At 70.3% G+C, this 15181-nt stretch carries 13 protein-coding genes; 8 read left to right on the top strand and 5 right to left on the bottom strand.

Features of this window, described 5'->3' with window-relative positions:
* Positions 1–12 precede the first annotated feature (12 nt).
* Complete coding sequence (locus tag ACZ7LT_RS04960) at positions 13–1002, bottom strand: ScbA/BarX family gamma-butyrolactone biosynthesis protein (protein ID WP_471234393.1); 990 nt, start codon at positions 1000–1002, stop codon at positions 13–15.
* 409 nt (positions 1003–1411) lie between these two features.
* Here ACZ7LT_RS04960 and ACZ7LT_RS04955 point away from each other — a divergent pair, with 409 nt between their 5' ends.
* The 4 genes from ACZ7LT_RS04955 to ACZ7LT_RS04940 all read left to right on the top strand — a co-directional run bounded on the left by ACZ7LT_RS04955 (position 1412) and on the right by ACZ7LT_RS04940 (position 4998).
* Positions 1412–2095 (top strand): HAD family phosphatase, encoded by a 684-nt coding sequence (locus ACZ7LT_RS04955; protein ID WP_471234792.1) that lies wholly within the window; start codon positions 1412–1414, stop codon positions 2093–2095.
* A gap of 83 nt (positions 2096–2178) precedes the next feature.
* Positions 2179–2949 carry an SDR family NAD(P)-dependent oxidoreductase gene (locus ACZ7LT_RS04950; protein WP_471234391.1) on the top strand — a complete coding sequence of 257 codons (771 nt, stop codon included), beginning with the start codon at positions 2179–2181 and terminating at the stop codon, positions 2947–2949.
* A 206-nt stretch (positions 2950–3155) separates the two neighbouring features.
* On the top strand, positions 3156–3809 hold the full coding sequence (locus ACZ7LT_RS04945) for a ScbR family autoregulator-binding transcription factor (protein WP_471234389.1): 654 nt from the start codon (positions 3156–3158) through the stop codon (positions 3807–3809).
* A 316-nt stretch (positions 3810–4125) separates the two neighbouring features.
* Positions 4126–4998 carry an AfsR/SARP family transcriptional regulator gene (locus ACZ7LT_RS04940; protein WP_471234384.1) on the top strand — a complete coding sequence of 291 codons (873 nt, stop codon included), beginning with the start codon at positions 4126–4128 and terminating at the stop codon, positions 4996–4998.
* A gap of 173 nt (positions 4999–5171) precedes the next feature.
* Here the strand turns inward: ACZ7LT_RS04940 and ACZ7LT_RS04935 are convergent, their stop codons facing one another.
* From ACZ7LT_RS04935 to ACZ7LT_RS04920, 4 genes are all read right to left on the bottom strand, one after another.
* Positions 5172–6029, bottom strand: a complete 858-nt coding sequence (locus tag ACZ7LT_RS04935; protein WP_471234381.1) for an arylamine N-acetyltransferase family protein — start codon at positions 6027–6029, stop codon at positions 5172–5174.
* Between the two features lie 41 nt (positions 6030–6070).
* Positions 6071–6994, bottom strand: a complete 924-nt coding sequence (locus tag ACZ7LT_RS04930) for an MIP/aquaporin family protein (protein ID WP_471234378.1) — start codon at positions 6992–6994, stop codon at positions 6071–6073.
* Positions 6995–7104: 110 nt separating this feature from the next.
* The gene (gene asnB, locus ACZ7LT_RS04925; protein ID WP_471234374.1) at positions 7105–8961 is read right to left on the bottom strand and encodes an asparagine synthase (glutamine-hydrolyzing); all 1857 of its coding nucleotides are present in this window, start codon (positions 8959–8961) and stop codon (positions 7105–7107) included.
* 67 nt (positions 8962–9028) lie between these two features.
* Positions 9029–10672: a carboxylesterase family protein gene (locus tag ACZ7LT_RS04920; protein ID WP_471234370.1), complete on the bottom strand. Its 1644-nt coding sequence runs from the start codon at positions 10670–10672 to the stop codon at positions 9029–9031.
* A 224-nt stretch (positions 10673–10896) separates the two neighbouring features.
* On the opposite strand from ACZ7LT_RS04920, the gene ACZ7LT_RS04915 reads away from it, so the two are divergent.
* The 4 genes from ACZ7LT_RS04915 to ACZ7LT_RS04900 all read left to right on the top strand — a co-directional run bounded on the left by ACZ7LT_RS04915 (position 10897) and on the right by ACZ7LT_RS04900 (position 15156).
* Complete coding sequence (locus ACZ7LT_RS04915; RefSeq protein ID WP_471234366.1) at positions 10897–11439, top strand: SRPBCC family protein; 543 nt, start codon at positions 10897–10899, stop codon at positions 11437–11439.
* A 185-nt stretch (positions 11440–11624) separates the two neighbouring features.
* Positions 11625–13070 carry a multicopper oxidase family protein gene (locus ACZ7LT_RS04910; RefSeq protein ID WP_471234362.1) on the top strand — a complete coding sequence of 482 codons (1446 nt, stop codon included), beginning with the start codon at positions 11625–11627 and terminating at the stop codon, positions 13068–13070.
* Between the two features lie 174 nt (positions 13071–13244).
* Entirely contained in the window at positions 13245–13862 is a 618-nt protein-coding gene (gene wrbA, locus ACZ7LT_RS04905; RefSeq protein ID WP_471234358.1) for an NAD(P)H:quinone oxidoreductase, read from the top strand.
* 121 nt (positions 13863–13983) lie between these two features.
* Positions 13984–15156 (top strand): 3-deoxy-7-phosphoheptulonate synthase, encoded by a 1173-nt coding sequence (locus tag ACZ7LT_RS04900; RefSeq protein WP_471234356.1) that lies wholly within the window; start codon positions 13984–13986, stop codon positions 15154–15156.
* Positions 15157–15181 lie beyond the last annotated feature (25 nt).

Genomic DNA, 15181 nt, shown 5'->3' with positions numbered 1-15181 from the left:
GCCGCGGGGCGGTCAGGCCCCGCCGGGCGTGGCCGGCAGTTCCGCCACCTCGACGACCGAGGTGAAGACGATCTCGTCGCCCTGTCGTCCGGTGACCAGGACCAGACCGCCCCGCTCACCGGGGCCCACCGCGGGCTCGGTCGCTATCCAGCAGGGGCTGCCGAACTCCGCGTACCGGTGGAAGGAGCTGTCCATGGCGACCGGCAGGACCGTGCGGCCCCGCGGCGCCATGGTGTGCACCGCCTGGCGGGCCGCCTCCAGGAGCACCATGCCCGGGATGTGGTCGCCGGGGTGGTCGAAGAGCACCGGATGGCGGGTGTCCGCGCGCAGCTGCCAACGGTTCGGCTCGCCGGTCGGGGCGAGCACCACGTCGAAGTCGCTGAGCCGGCCCACCCGCCCGGGCGCCACCGGCGCGGCGGGCGGCTCGGGGTCGGCGGCGGCCAGGGCGGCCAGCTGGGGTGCGCGCACCCGGAGGTAGACGTCGGGGCTGGTGCAGGTGTAGCGGGCGTTGCCGGTGGCCACCGTGCGGCCGTCGGCGTCTCTGACCACGACCTCGTAGCGCAGCCCGGTCAGCCGGCTGCCGCGCCGCTGGACGTCGGTGCAGACGACGTCGAGCCGGAGGTCGGCGGGGGCGCCGCCAATGGTGAGACGTTCCTGCCGGACGCTGTAGTTGAGCTCCCACATCAGGAACTGGTGGCCGAGCGGGACGCCGAAGCCCGCGTGCGCCAGCCAGGCCCCCACCTGCCGAATCGTTTCAGCGGCCATCAGCGGGTCGTAGTGCACCCCACCGACGGGCGCGAAGAAGCTGTGGGCGCGGGGCCATTGGGCGGTGAGCGTGAAGCGCTCCTCGCCGTGCCGGGACCACTCGTCCGTCAGGAACACCTCCGCGACCGCCGCCCGGTGCACGTACTCCCGCGGGGCCGTCGTGGTCAGCCGCCGGCTCTCGCGCGGTGTGCCGTTCGGCGTCGGGGAGGTGCTGGGCGCAAAGGTCGTCTGCAGCATGGGGTCCTCAAGGAACGGGCCGACGAGGGCGAGAGTGCGGCGAAGCTCGGGAGAAAACGGACGGGACTCGCGGAAGATACGAACCCCGAGGTCGGTTTCGCAAGCAATTCGTGGCCGAAATCTGGCTGGTTTGTCAGGTCGGGACGGGTGGTAGAGGGCCGAGTTCATCGTGCTCCACCGGGTCGACCGCCCAACAGCGCCCACCAGAACGGCAGATGTCCGATACGTGAGACCCCGGGGTTCACCGGAACTGCCGTGTCAGGTATCTTCCAGCTGCCGGAAAATCTGTACCGCCAGGTCTGTTTCGCGGATGTCCGAGACGCCGGTTCGGGGCGCACACACCACACCCAGGTGGGCACGGCCCGATACGCCATGGCTCGTGGCCGCCCTTGGAGAACCCGTGGAACCCCTGCGACAGCTACGCCTCGCCGCCGTGAACATCGACGGCGTCCTGCTGAACGACACCTTCAGCCCGGTCATCCATCACTTCATCACCAGCCGCGGCGGGCGCTACGACGCCGAGGTCGAGCGGGAGATCTTCTCCCAGACCCAGCTCACCGCCGCGGCCGCCCTGGGCGCCGCCGCCGGAGTCGACCTCACGCCGCAGGAGGTCGTCACCGCCTACTTCGAGGAGCGCGCCGCCCACCTCGCCGAGCACCCGCTGCGGGTCCTCGACGGCGCCACCGAGCTGCTCACCCTGCTGCGCGCCTTGGGGCTCCGTACGGTCTGCTACGGCGGCCTCGGCAAGTCCCACTTCGACCACCATCTGCGGGCGCAGGCCGGGCTCTTCGACGACCCCGGTTACGTGTGCACCAACGACTTCCGTCCCGGTCTGCACGAGATCACCGAAATCTTCGGACTCCGCCACGACCAGGTGCTGTTCATCGACGACGTGGCCCGGGTCGGCGAGGTGGCCAAGGAGCTCGGGACCGCCTTCGTCGGGCACCCCAGCGATTTCGCGCACGGCTTCCAGGGCGAGCTGATGCGCCGGGCGGGTGTCCGTCATGTGGTCGGTAAGCTCGCCGAGATCGACGAGCCGCTGCTGCGCCGGATCGATGACGAGGCCGCCGCCGGCCGCAGCTGGACCGGCTGACCGGCCGTGCCCCGCCACGTCGGCGTCCCCGGGCCGAGGCCCGCCGCACACCCGACCCATCTGCCGAGGGAGACATCCGTCCCATGACTGCCGACCACCGCCTGCTGACTGGCAAGATCGCCCTGATCACCGGAGCGAGCAGCGGCATCGGAGCCGCCGCCGCCCGGGTGTTCGCCCGGGAGGGCGCCACCGTGGTGCTCGCCGCGCGCCGCGAGGAGAAGCTGAAGGCCGTCGTGGCCGAGCTGCGCGAGCAGGGCGCCGAGGCCGAGTACGTGGTGGCCGACATGACCCGCGCCGAGGACACCGCCGCTGCGGTGGGCCGCGCGGTGGAGCGGTACGGGCGCTTGGACGTGGCCTTCAACAACGCGGGCTGGGGCGCCGGCCGTGAGCCGCTGCACACCATGGGCGACGAGCTGTTCGACCGGATCATGGACGTGAACGTGCGCGGGGTCTGGAACTGCCTGCGGGATGAGATCTCCGCGATGCTGGCGACCGGCGGCGGGGCGATCGTCAACAACAGCAGTGTCGGCGGCCTGCTCGCCACGCCCGTCGCCGCGCCGTACGTCGCCGCGAAGCACGCCGTCGTGGGGCTCACCAAGGCCGCCGCCGCCGAGTACGCGGCCCAGGGCATCCGGGTCAACTCGGTGGCGCCCGGCACCACCCGTACCGAGGTCGTCGCCGAGTGGTTCGCCGCCGTTCCCGGTGTCGAGGAGGCGCTGCACGCCGCGACGCCGCAGCCCCGTACGGCGGAGCCCGAGGAGATAGCGGAGGCGGCCGCCTGGCTGCTCAGTGACCGCGCCTCCTTCGTGACGGGTGCGATCATGCCGGTGGACGGCGGCTTCACCATGGTGTGAGGCCGCACCGGGGGACGGACGAGACGGAGGCGGGCAGAGGGACGGAGAGCCGCTGCGGGGACCAGGGGGAAGCCCTGCGCACCACTCTTGTGCCCTCTGCACGTATCCATCCATACTTGCTGTTTTCGACTGTGCAGTGCGAGCAGGCACGGAGCGAGCGCGAGGCCCCGACCGGGCATCGGGCTATGAGAGGGACGTGACCCCCAATGGCGAAGCAGGATCGCGCGATTCGAACGCGCCAGGCGATCTTGGAAGCGGCCGCCACCGTCTTCGACGAGCGCGGTTACGAGGCCGCGAAGCTCACCGACATCCTGCAGCTGGCCCAGGTCACCAAGGGTGCGCTCTACTTCCACTTCGACTCCAAGGAAGACCTGGCGCACGCGGTGATTGACGCCCAGGTCTCGGCCGTTCCCGTCCCCATGCCGCAGGTCTCCAAGATGCAGGAGTTCGTGGACATCGGCATGGTCTTCGCCCACCGGCTGACCACGGACGGGCTGCTGCGCGGCAGTGTCCGGCTCACGCTCGACCAGGGCGGCCACGAGCTCAACCGCAGTGGCCCGTACCGCGAGTGGACCGAGCTCAACCTCCGGGTCCTCAACGAGGCCAAGGAGCGCGGCGAGCTGCTGCCGCACACGGACACCGAGGAGGTCGCCCCACTCGTCGTGGGTGCGTACGCCGGCCTCAATCTGATGTCCCAGGCGCTCGACAACCGTGCGGACATGGACCGCTGGGCGTCGTCGCTGTACCGGCACCTTCTGCCGAGCATCGCCGTGCCGGCCGTCCTCGCCATGCTGGACATGGAACCGGGGCGCGGCGCACGGGCGTTGGCGGCCGCCGAGGCCGCGACCACCACCGCGTAGGCCGATACGAGCCCATACGTGGGCTCTAAAAACATACCCGGCTCCCCGTTTTCTGAGGATGCTACAAACTCTTCATCTGCCGTACGCCCGCAATTGACGTTCCAAAGCGTACCCGCCGGTCCACAATCTGGACCGACGGGTACGCTTCACGGAGGCCTTGACGCAGACTTGATGGCTTGATACCCCGTCAAAACGGTCATAAAGACCCGGAGTTCGGCGCCACGAATCCATACCTCCGGGTTTCTTATTGACATGCCTCCGGGTCTGCTTTTCTAATCGACCGTGGGCCGAGCCGCGCCAAGACTGAGGGGGCAGAGTGGACGTCCGGATCCTGGGGGGACTGTCAGTGCAGGAGAACGGGGTCTCGGTGACACCGACGGCCGCCGCTCCACAGCAGGTCCTGGCGCTGCTGGCGGCCAGGGCGGACCAGGTCGTCCCCGTGGCCGTCCTCGTCGAGGAGCTGTGGCCCTCCGTCCCGCCACGCGGCGCACGGGCCCAACTCCAGGGATACGTCCAGGAGCTACGCGCGCTGATCAGCACCGCGCTGCGCTCCGGCGAACCACCCGAACCGGGCTCCACCTGGCTGGAGCGCCGCACCGCCGACGCCGTCCTGGTCTCCCTGCCCGGCGGCTACCGGCTCGACACCGGCGGCGGCGTGATCGACTCCTCGCAGTTCGAGCGGGCCACCGGCGCCGGGTACCGGGCCATGGAAGCCGGTGATTTACAGCGCGCCGCCCGCAGGCTCGGCGAAGGCCTCGCTCTCTGGCAGGGGGAGGCCTTCTCCGGGGTCGCCGCCGGACCCCATCTGCGCGAGGAGATAGCCCGCCTGGAGAAGTCCCGGCTCAGCGCCCTCGACCAGTGGGTGGAGGCGCAGCTGCGACTCGGCCGCCACTTCGAGATGATCTCGGACCTCTCCGAACTGGTCGCCCAGTACCGCACCCACGAGCCGCTGCACGGCCAGTTCATGGTGGCGCTGCTGCGCTGCGGCCGCCGCGACGAGGCCCTTGAGGTCTACCAGCGGCTCAGCAAGGGCCTCAAGAAGGAATCGGGCGTCGAGCCCTCCGCGCGGCTGCGGAGGCTCCAGCGGTCCATCCTCACGGTCCGCGACGTGGCCCGGACCCGAAGCCGCCCCGCGCTGCCCGTACGGGTACCGGCGGCGTCGCTCATCCCGGCCGGATCGTTCGTGTGACCTCCCGGAACTCGTCCGCCAACCAGCAACGCGCGTAAGAGGGCGGGGCAAGGACTCGTCGGTCCTGCCCCGCCCTCTTCTTCCCCCCTCGGCCCGTCGGCCTGGTTCCGGTCGTGATCCTCTCCGGAGGCGGCCCGGCCGATCCACACCGGCGCGGGAAGTCCGTCAAGTCGTTACTCGCGGGCGAAGAACTGGAGCAGCTGCCGCTCGTCCTCGTCGGTGAGCGTCACCGCGAACAGCTCCCGCAGGGCCAGCACCGTGTCCGCCGCGGACAACTCACGCCGCTCCTCACGGCCGTCCGGATACTCGGTCACCAGCACCTTGTCCTGAAGCAGCCGGCGCTCCTTCTCCGTCTCCCGCTGGGCCACCAGCCGGCCCACGAACGGCGACCCGGGCCGGGTCGAGCTGAGGTAGTGGGCGGCCTCGAAGTCGATCCGGAACTGCGGCTCCTGTCGGAAGGTGTACATGTCGAACCAGTCGCCCCGCCGCGCACACTGCACGATCCAGTCGGGGCCCTCGGCGACCAGCTGCCAGGTCCACTCGGCCACCGTCACCGTCGCCCCGTCCTCCAGCGGCAGCGGGTCGATCAGCCCGCTGTAGCCGTACCCGGCGTCCGCCAGCCAGATCCGCCCCTCCGCGCGCACCAGCAGCACCGTGTGGGTGCGGAAGCGGCGGCGGGTCTCGCCCTGGCGGATCCGGGCGAGCAGCCGGGTGACCGGGAAGCCGAGGCGGTCGAGGGCGGCGGCGAGCAGGAGGTTGTTCTCGTAGCAGTAGCCGCCGCGGCCGGCCCGTACCAGCTTGTCCTGGATCCGGTCGAGGTCGAGCGAGACCGGGCGGCCCAGCGCGATGTCGATGTTCTCGAAGGTGATGGTGGACATGTGCCCGCGGTGCACGCGGGCCAGCGTGTCCGCGGTGGGGGTGCGCGCGCCGGTGAAGCCGATCCGGTCGAGATACGCGTCGAGGTCGAGGCTCTCGCTCTGCCACTCCTGCGCGGTCTCCACCTCGGTGGGCAGGCCGTACGTTCCCAACATGCCGTGCTCTCCTCAGGGTTCGGTGCCGGTTCGGGTACCGGTCAGATGCGGTAGGGCTCTTCGGGGCGGTGCGGGTCCGGGCGGAACATCTCCGGCGGGATCGTGTCCGGGCACACCGCGTCCGGGTCGATTACGGTGACGCCGAAACCGTCGCTTCTCCACGCCTCAGGCCCGGCCGGGGCGGGCGCCGTAGGTCCCGGCCCCGCCGGCACCTTCAGCGCGGCCGCGAGCCCGGCCGCCAGCGCCGCGCCAAGGACGGGCCCGACGAGATAGGCCACCAGGAAGCCGGTGTTCCCGGACAGCAGCGCGGGCCCGAACTGGCGGGCCGGGTTGACCGAGCCGCCCGAGACCGGCCCCAGGACGGCGATGAAGCCGGTGATGCACAGCCCGACCGCGCCCGGGATCAGCCACTCCCAGCGCGGCCTGATCAGCAGCGCGGCCACGATCGTCATGCACACCAGCTGCGCGACGGTCTCGGCGATGAGCACCCCCCAGAACCCCCAGCCGGGCGACGGCGCCACCGCCGCGTACCCGACCTGCGGCAGCGTGACCACGGAGCCCCAGACAAGGCCCGCCAGCCAGGTCCCGGCGACCGCGCCGGTCATCTGCGCCGCACAGAAGGGCAGTACGTCCCGGCCGGGGAAGACCCGCAGCATCCACAGCCCGATGCTCACCGAGGGGTTCATGTGCCCCGCGGTCTTCCGGCTCATCGAGTAATGGATGATCGCGGTGTTGACGACGCCGAAGAACACGCCCATCGCCACGAACGCCACCCGGCCTGTGAGTACGGAGCCGAGCGGCGCGTCCGGGGCGAAGATCCAGCGGGCGCTGGTGACGATGAGGAACAGGATCCCCGCGGTGATCAGGAACTCCAGGAGCACCGTGCGCCCCCGGGGCGGGAGATAGCGCCCGATCGCCGCCCTGGACGGCTTCCGGTGGCTGCCTGGCAGGCGGTGGTTGTCCATCGTTCGTACTCCGTGTGTCCGGTGGGGCGGGTGATACGTGGCCCTGGAACGCCGGTACGCCGGGCACCGCCCGGAGGCGGTACCCGGCGCCTGGCAGGGCAGCGGTCGGCTCAGAGCTCCACGCGGACGTCGTACTCGGCGACCCAGGCGTTGAACTCGACCAGGCGCTCCATCACGGCGCGGGTGCCCCACAGACCGCCGAGCGCCGAGTACTCCTCCAGCGGCTTGTCCAGCAGCTTCTGGATCCCCTCGCGGGAGACCAGGCGCAGCACCGGCGAGCCGTCGTACAGCAGCGCCTCGACCTTGGCGCGCAGGGCCCGTACGTACTCCAGGTCCTGGGTGGAGGGGTACGGGCTCTTCTTGCGCTCGAGGACCGACTCGGGCAGCACGTGCGCGGCGGCCGCGCGCAGCAGGCTCTTCTCCCGGCCGTCGAAGTTCTTCATCTCCCACGGCACGTTGTAGACGTACTCGACGAGCCGGTGGTCGGTGAAGGGGACGCGGACCTCCAGGCTCGCGGACATGGAGATCCGGTCCTTGCGGTCGAGCAGGAACTTCTCCCAGTGCGTGATGTTGAGCCAGGTCAGTTCCTTCATCCTGGTCTCGTGGGCGGAGTCGCCGGGCAGGCGGGGCACGGCCTCCAGGGACTCGGCGTAGCGCCGCTTGACGTACTCCTCAAGGCCGAGCCGGTCCCAGAGGCCGATCTCCTTGATCGTGCCGAGGCCGCCGAGCCGCCGCCAGGCGTCGTACCACGGGAAGGTGTCGCCGCCCACGGCCTCCTCGTCGAAGAACCAGTTGTAGCCGCCGAAGATCTCGTCGGCCGCCTCGCCCGAGAGGGCCACCGTGACGCGCTCCTTGAGCGCCTTGCACAGGTGGTAGAGGGAGTGCTCCATGTCGCCGGTGGAGACCGGCAGGTCCTGGGCGCGCAGCACCCGGGCGCGAACGTCCTCGTCGAGGATGTCGGTGTTCTCCAGCTCGACGATGACGTGGTCGGCGCCCGCGTGCTCGGCGACGTCGACGGCGTACGGCGTGTCCGGGTCCATCCAGATGCCGTTGTCCCGGAACGTCTCGCCGTGGTCCTTGAAGTCGACGGAGAACGCCGTGATGCGCTCGGTCTTGCCCTGCTCGCGCAGTGCCTTGGCAGCGAGCGCGGTCACCGCGCTGGAGTCCAGGCCGCCGGAGAGCAGCGTGCCCACCTTCACGTCGGCGATCAGCTGCCGCTCGACGATGTCCTCGAGGAGGCCGCGGACCGTCCCGATCGTGGTGTCGAGGTCGTCGGTGTGCTCGCGCGCCTCCAGCCGCCAGTACGTACGGACGGTGTGTCCGGCGCGGGAGAAGCGGACGGAGGTGCCGGGGACGACCTCGTGCATGCCCTTGAAGACGGCGTGCCCGGGGGTGTTGATGATGGCGAAGATCTCCGCCAGGCCCTCGGCGTCGACGACGGCCTCGGCCTCGGGGTGCGCCAGGATCGACTTGGCCTCGGAGCCGAAGAGCACGCCGTCGGCGGTGGGGTAGTAGTAGAGCGGCTTGACGCCCATCCGGTCGCGCACGAGCAGGAGTTCTTCCGTGCGCGGGTCCCAGATCGCGAGGGCGTACATGCCGTTGAGCCGCTCGGCGAACGCGTCGCCCCACTCCAGGTAGGCGTGCAGGACCACCTCGGTGTCGCTGTGGGTGCGGAACCGGTGGCCGAGGCCGGTCAGTTCCTCCCTCAGCTCCAGGAAGTTGTAGACCTCCCCGGTGTAGACGAGGACGGGCTGGCCGTCGTCGCTGCCGTCGACGTGCATCGGCTGACGGCCGTTCTCCAGGTCGATGATGGAGAGCCGGCGGTGGCCGAGGGCGGCGTGCCGCGACAGCCAGATGCCGCCGTCGTCCGGGCCGCGGCACTCCAGGGTCCGGGTCATGGCCGAGGCCGTGTCCCCGGCGAGCGTCAGATCACGGTCGTAACCGACCCAGCCGGTGAGTCCGCACATGGCGCCTCAGTTCCTTTCTCGGGCTCCCCGGGGTTCGCCCGGGGCAGTGGTGAGCGGGGGTACGCCGTCAGGGGCGCGGGACCGGGACCCAGCCGGCGGTGTCCCAGTGGGCGAGCTGGCGCAGCGCGGACGGCGTGCCCACACGGGCCACGTTCTCGCCGCCGAGGAGCAGCGTGCTGGGGCGGTCCGGTGAGAAGACCGGCCAGTGCGGTGCGTTCGGGCTGCTGGGGGCCTTGCCCCGGGCGAACGTGGCGATCAGGTCGATGAAGGTGTCCGACACCAGACGCTCCAGCGGGCCGTCGCCGTAGTGCGGGGCGTTGGCCGGGATGCCGTAGGTGCCGAAGAGGAACTTCGACGTGGCCTCGTGCGGAGTGCCGGTCAGCGGCGGGGCGACCGGGTGCGCGAACTCCATCAGATAGCTCGGGACGTCCGGCCGCTCGCGGGCCTGCCGCTCGGCGAGCCGGGTGATCTGGTAGCGGAAGAGGCTGTCGCCCCAGATCGCGCCCCAGATGGAGACCGGGTCCTGAGGGAGGCCGTCGATGGTGGCCGCCCTGCGGTAGGCGGAGATCGTCGCGTCGACCTCGGTCTCGGCGACGTGGACCGCGCCCTTGTCGAGCACGGCACGGATCGCGTCCCGCAGCTCGGCGTCGTTCGTGGGGTGCGGGCCGGGGAAGGGGTAGCCGGGGCCGGTGGTGAAGAACGACCCTTCGGTGCGGCCGTAGACGGCCAGCGTCGGCAGGGCCGGGGTGGGCATGGCGTGGTCGTGGCCGAGCATCCAGCGGCCGTCGACGACTGGGCCGCGGTACTCCCGCCAGGTGGTGACCTCGCGCTGGGTCGGACTGCCCGAGAACAGCTGCTCCCAGGTGTCCTTGAGCCGGTCGGCGGGGACCTGGCGCAGCCCCTTGACGGTGGTGCCGAGCTTGCGCGCGATCAGCTCGAAGACGTGATGGGAGTCCTCGGGGGTGAGCGTGCTGGCCGGCTCCCACACATGCTTGACGCTGATCGGCACGATCCGCTGGATGATGCCCCGGAACTCCGGGAGCTGGGCGAGCTGCCAGGTGGAGGAGCCGCCCGCGGACGTGCCGGTCAGGGTGATGTTGTCGGGGTCGCCGCCGAACGCGGCGGCGTTGCGCCGGACCCAGTGCACCAGGGCCGCCTGGTCCTGAAGCCCCCAGTTCGCGTACGCGCCGGTGCGCGGGTCGGCCAGCTCCTCGTGCAGGCCCCAGCCCAGCACGCCCAGGCGGTAGTTGAAGGTGATGACGACCATGTCGCCGCGGGCGGCCGGGCGGGCGCCGTCGAAGTCCGGCTCGCTGCCGGCGCCGAGGAACCAGCCGCCGCCGTGGATGTAGATCACCACCGGGCGGGAGCCCTTGGTGTCCGGCGTCCAGATGTTGGCGTAGAGGCTGTCCTCGCTGGAGCCCGGCAGATACGTCTGGTACGAGACGGGCGCGAAGCGGGTGGTGTCGCGCACCCCGCTCCAGGGGGTGACCGGCCGCGGTGAGCAGTAGCGCAGCGCGCCGACCGGGGGAGCGGCGTACGGCACCCCGCGGAAGATTGAGAGACCGCCGCTGCGCTCGCCGGCTATGAGCCCGCCGCTGATCCTGGTGACGACCGGCCCGGAGGTGCCGTCGCCCTCCTGGTCCGTACGCTCCCGTGCCTGGGCGGCGCTTGGTACGGTCACGGCCGCCGCCAGCGCGGCAGCGGCCGCCACGACAGAACGTCTCCGAGGCTCATGAGTAACTCCCGACTGGGACATATACAAACTCCCCGTGCGTACGGTGCGTACGAATGCCGAATGAGGCGACGATCGTGATGCTGCCCCAGCGGCCCGGCGGGGCCAATGCCGGCCGGCGTACTCAGTCAGGTCCCACGAAGACCTGACGGATTCACGCCGCGACCTTTGAGCGGGCCCCCTGGCATCGGCAGGATCTAGCCATGACAACGTCGATTCTGGAGTCTCGCCCCCTATTCGAGCTGGGCGCCGAGATTCACATCGCAGCCTCGGCCGACAAGATCTACTCGATCGTCAGCGACATGAAGCGCCATTCCGAGTGGAGCTCGGAACTCCAGGACGGCAAGTGGCTGTCCGGGGAGCCCGGAGCAGTCGGTTCCGTATTCCTCGGGGAGAACTTCCGCAGCGACGACATCGTCACCTGGGCGCCGCTCATCCGCGGAATCTGGCACACGAAGTCGGAAGTGGTCGAGACCTCGCCCGGTCAGGCATTCCGCTGGAAGATCCATTCCAAGACCGGTGAGCCCCAGGATCTCGTCTGGTCGTTCGTGCTCACCCCGGGCGAAAACGGCACCACGCTCTCCCAGACCTTCCGGATGGGATACGCCTCGCCCGGAATCCACGAGATCACCAAGGACATGGACGAGCCCGACAAGCGGAAGTTCATCGCCGACTGGACCGTGAAGATGACCCGCGACATCCAGGAGACCCTGGAGAAGATCAAGGTCGTCGTCGAGAAGGCCTGACCAGCCTCCCGCCCGGTCCGGGCCGGCCGGTGGCCCAGCGGTGTGCACACCGCGGCCCCGGCCGGCTCTTTCATGCCTCCCCCCACGCACCACCACCCCCACATTCCCCCCATGCACGGCTCCCCCCATGCACGGCTCCGAGCGCGCAGACGGGCGCGCCCAGAAACGAGGGGAATCCCCGACCCATGCTCAGCAGACGACGGTTCATAGGCGCCTCCCTCGCCGCGGGAGGCACCGTCGCCACCGGTGCCGCTCTCTCGCCGCTGATCGGCGCGCGGGCGGTGGCCGAGGCGGACACCGCCGCCCCCACCACCTCCTTCTTCACCCAGCCCATGCCGATGCCGCAGGTCATCGCGCCGAGTTCGACCACGGGCGGTATCGACACCTACAACGTGTCGATCAAGCGGGCGAGCAAGGAGATCGTGCCCGGTGTGCTCACCGAGGTGTTCAGCTTCAACAACGCCTTCCCCGGGCTGATCCGGGCCACCAGCGGCCGCCCGGTGGTCATCAACCAGTACAACAAGCTGGACATGCCGGTCGCCATCCATCTCCACGGCGGCCATGTGGCACCCGAGCACGACGGCGACCCCATGGACACCATCGCGCCGGCGGGCGTACGGCAGTACCACTACCCCAATGACCAGCCGCACGCCCCGCTCTGGTTCCACGACCACGCCCACCACATGGAGTCCGAGCACGTCTACCGCGGCCTGTCCGCGTTCTACCTGCTCACCGACCCCACCGAGCAGGCGCTGCCGCTGCCCTCGGGCGTCTACGACGTGCCGATCATGCTGCGCGAGGCCAACATCGACCTGTCCGGGAAGCTCGTCTACACCATGGACGACTTCATGGGCCGCAACACCATCCTCGCCAACGGCAAGGCATGGCCCTACTTCCAGGTCGCGGCCCGCAAGTACCGCTTCCGGCTGCTCAACTCGACCAACCTGCGGTTCTTCACCCTCAAGCTCTCCGACGGCTCCCCGTTCATCCAGATCGGCTCCGACGGCGGCCTCCTGGAGAAACCTTTCACCACCGACACGGTGGCCCTCTCGCCCGGCGAACGCGCGGACGTCGTCGTCGACTTCTCCCGCTACCCCGTCGGCACCAAGATCGTCCTGGAGAACACCGAGGGCCCCGGCCCCGCCGAGCGCACCGGCAAGGTGCTCCGCTTCGACGTGGTCAAGACGGCCACCGACCCCAGCTCCGTCCCCGCGACCCTGCGCACCCTGCCCCCGCTGCCCGCCGTCACCGGCCGGCGCGCGGTGGTGATGAGCATGGACGAGGACAGCCGGCCGAACCCGCAGGGCTATATGGACGGCAAGGTCTACGACCACCGCCGGATCGACAGCACCGTGCCGTGGGGCGGTTCCGAAATCTGGACCGTGACCAATGCGAATCTCGGTATTCCGCACAACTTCCATATCCATCTGGTGCAGTTCCGCATCCTGACCCGCAACGGCAACCCGCCGGGTCCCGCCGAGGCCGGCCTCAAGGACACCATACGCGTGATGCCGGGCGAAACGGTCACGTTCCAGGCCACCTTCGACAGCTTCCGGGGGAAGTATCTGTACCACTGCCACATGCTCGATCACGCCGCCATGGGAATGATGGCGCAGATGGAAATCGTCTGAACGAACACGGAACGCCCGGTCACGATGTGACCGGGCTCACCGTCGACTTGATGGATTATCGGGCCACTTGACGGAGTGCGGCCCAGCACATTGGCCGCACCTCACCGCTCAATGGATGATTCCCGGGAATTACGCGCCGTCGGGCCGTTCATCCACTTCAGCGGAGTTTCTCTCATGACGAATGTTGCCGTCATCTACTACTCGTCGACCGGAAATGTTCACCTGCTCGCCCAGGCCGCGGCCGACGCGGCGGAGAAGGCGGGCGCCGAGGTGCGGCTGCGGAAGGTGGCGGAACTGGCCCCGCAGGCCGTGATCGACGCCAAGCCGGAGTGGGCCGAACACGCCCAGGCCACCCGCGACATCGAGATCGCCGCCCTCGACGACCTGGAGTGGGCCGACGTCATCCTGCTCGGCACGCCCACCCGGTTCGGGCAGTGCGCCGCCCAGCTGAAGCAGTTCATCGACACCACCGGCGGACTGTGGGCCCAGGGCAAGCTCGTGAACAAGGTGACCTCCGCGTTCACCTCCACGTCGACCACCCATGGCGGCCAGGAGTCGACCCTCCTCGCCCTCAACAACACCTTCTACCACTGGGGTTCGATCATCGTGCCGCCCGGCTACGCCGACCCGGTGCAGTTCGCCCCCGCCAACGGCAACCCGTACGGCACCTCCAGCGTGTCCGGCAACCAGGCGGCCGCCGTGGCCGAGGAGAACCTCGCCGCCATCGACTTCCAGACCCGCCGCGCCGTAGAGATCGCCACCGCCCTCAACAAGGGCCTGCGCGGCGCCTGAGGCCCCGGGGGCGACCGCCCCCGCCTCCCGGCCGCCGTCCCCGGCCGGAGCCCTGGGGCTTGTCTTTCGGATCTTGCCGGGCTCGCCCCAGCCCTTCCCTGTCGCCATAGGAGACACCACCGTGGACAACACTCTGCTCGACATTCGGCTCAAGCCGGCCCTGCAACAGCCCACATGGGAGGACGAATCGCAGGTGGAGCGGGTGCGGGAGGAGCTGCGCGTCCGGCCCGCGCTGGTCAGCGCCACCGACGTGGACACCCTGCGGTCGCTGCTCGCCAAGGCGGCCGCGGGTGAGGCGGTCGTCGTGCAGTCCGGCGACTGCTCCGAGGACCCCGACGAGTCGACCGCCCACCACGTCGCCCGCAAGGCGGCCGTCCTCGACCTGCTCGCCGGCACCATGAAGATGATCACCCACAAGCCGGTGATCCGGGTCGGCCGCATGGCCGGCCAGTTCGGCAAGCCCCGCTCCAACGACACCGAGAAGATCGGCGACCGCGAACTGCCCGTCTACCGCGGCCACATGGTCAACGGCCCCGAGCCCGACGAGGAGAGCCGCCGCCCCGACCCGCTGCGTCTGCTCACCGGCTACATGGCCGCCAACGACATCATGGGCCACCTCGGCTGGCGCAAGCCCGTCGGCCGCCCGGTCATCGACCCGCCCGTCTGGACCAGCCACGAAGCGCTGCTCCTCGACTACGAGGTCCCGATGCTCCGCCGCGACGACGAGGGCCGGCTGCTCCTCGCCTCCACCCACTGGCCGTGGATCGGCGAACGCACCCGCCAGGTCGACGGCGCCCATGTCGCCCTCCTCGCCGAGGTCGCCAACCCGGTCGCCTGCAAGGTCGGCCCGTCGATGACCACCGACACACTGCTCGCCCTGTGCGAGCGCCTCGACCCCGAGCGCGAGCCCGGCCGGCTCACCCTGATCGCCCGCATGGGCGCCGGGAAGGTCACCGAGCAGCTCCCGCCGCTCGTCGAGGCCGTACGCGCCGCCGGGCACCCGGTCATCTGGCTCACCGACCCGATGCACGGCAACACCGTCACCGCCCCCGGCGGGCTCAAGACCCGCCTCACCACCACCGTCGAACGCGAGATCTCCGGATTCCAGCTCGCCGTGCGCTCCAGCGGCGGCATCGCGGGCGGCGTCCACCTGGAGACCACCCCCGACGACGTCACCGAGTGCGTCCGCGACGAGGACCAGCTCGGCCGCTGCGGCGACCACTACACCAGCTTCTGCGACCCGCGGCTCAACCCGGCCCAGGCCATGTCGGTCCTCGCCGCCTGGCGCGCCTGACCCCATCCAGCCCCACGTCACGGAG

Source organism: Streptomyces sp. NPDC039465 (genome assembly GCF_055639315.1).
The sequence above is the reverse complement of the archived record's forward strand: the minus strand, read 5'-3'. Positions and strand labels throughout refer to the sequence as shown.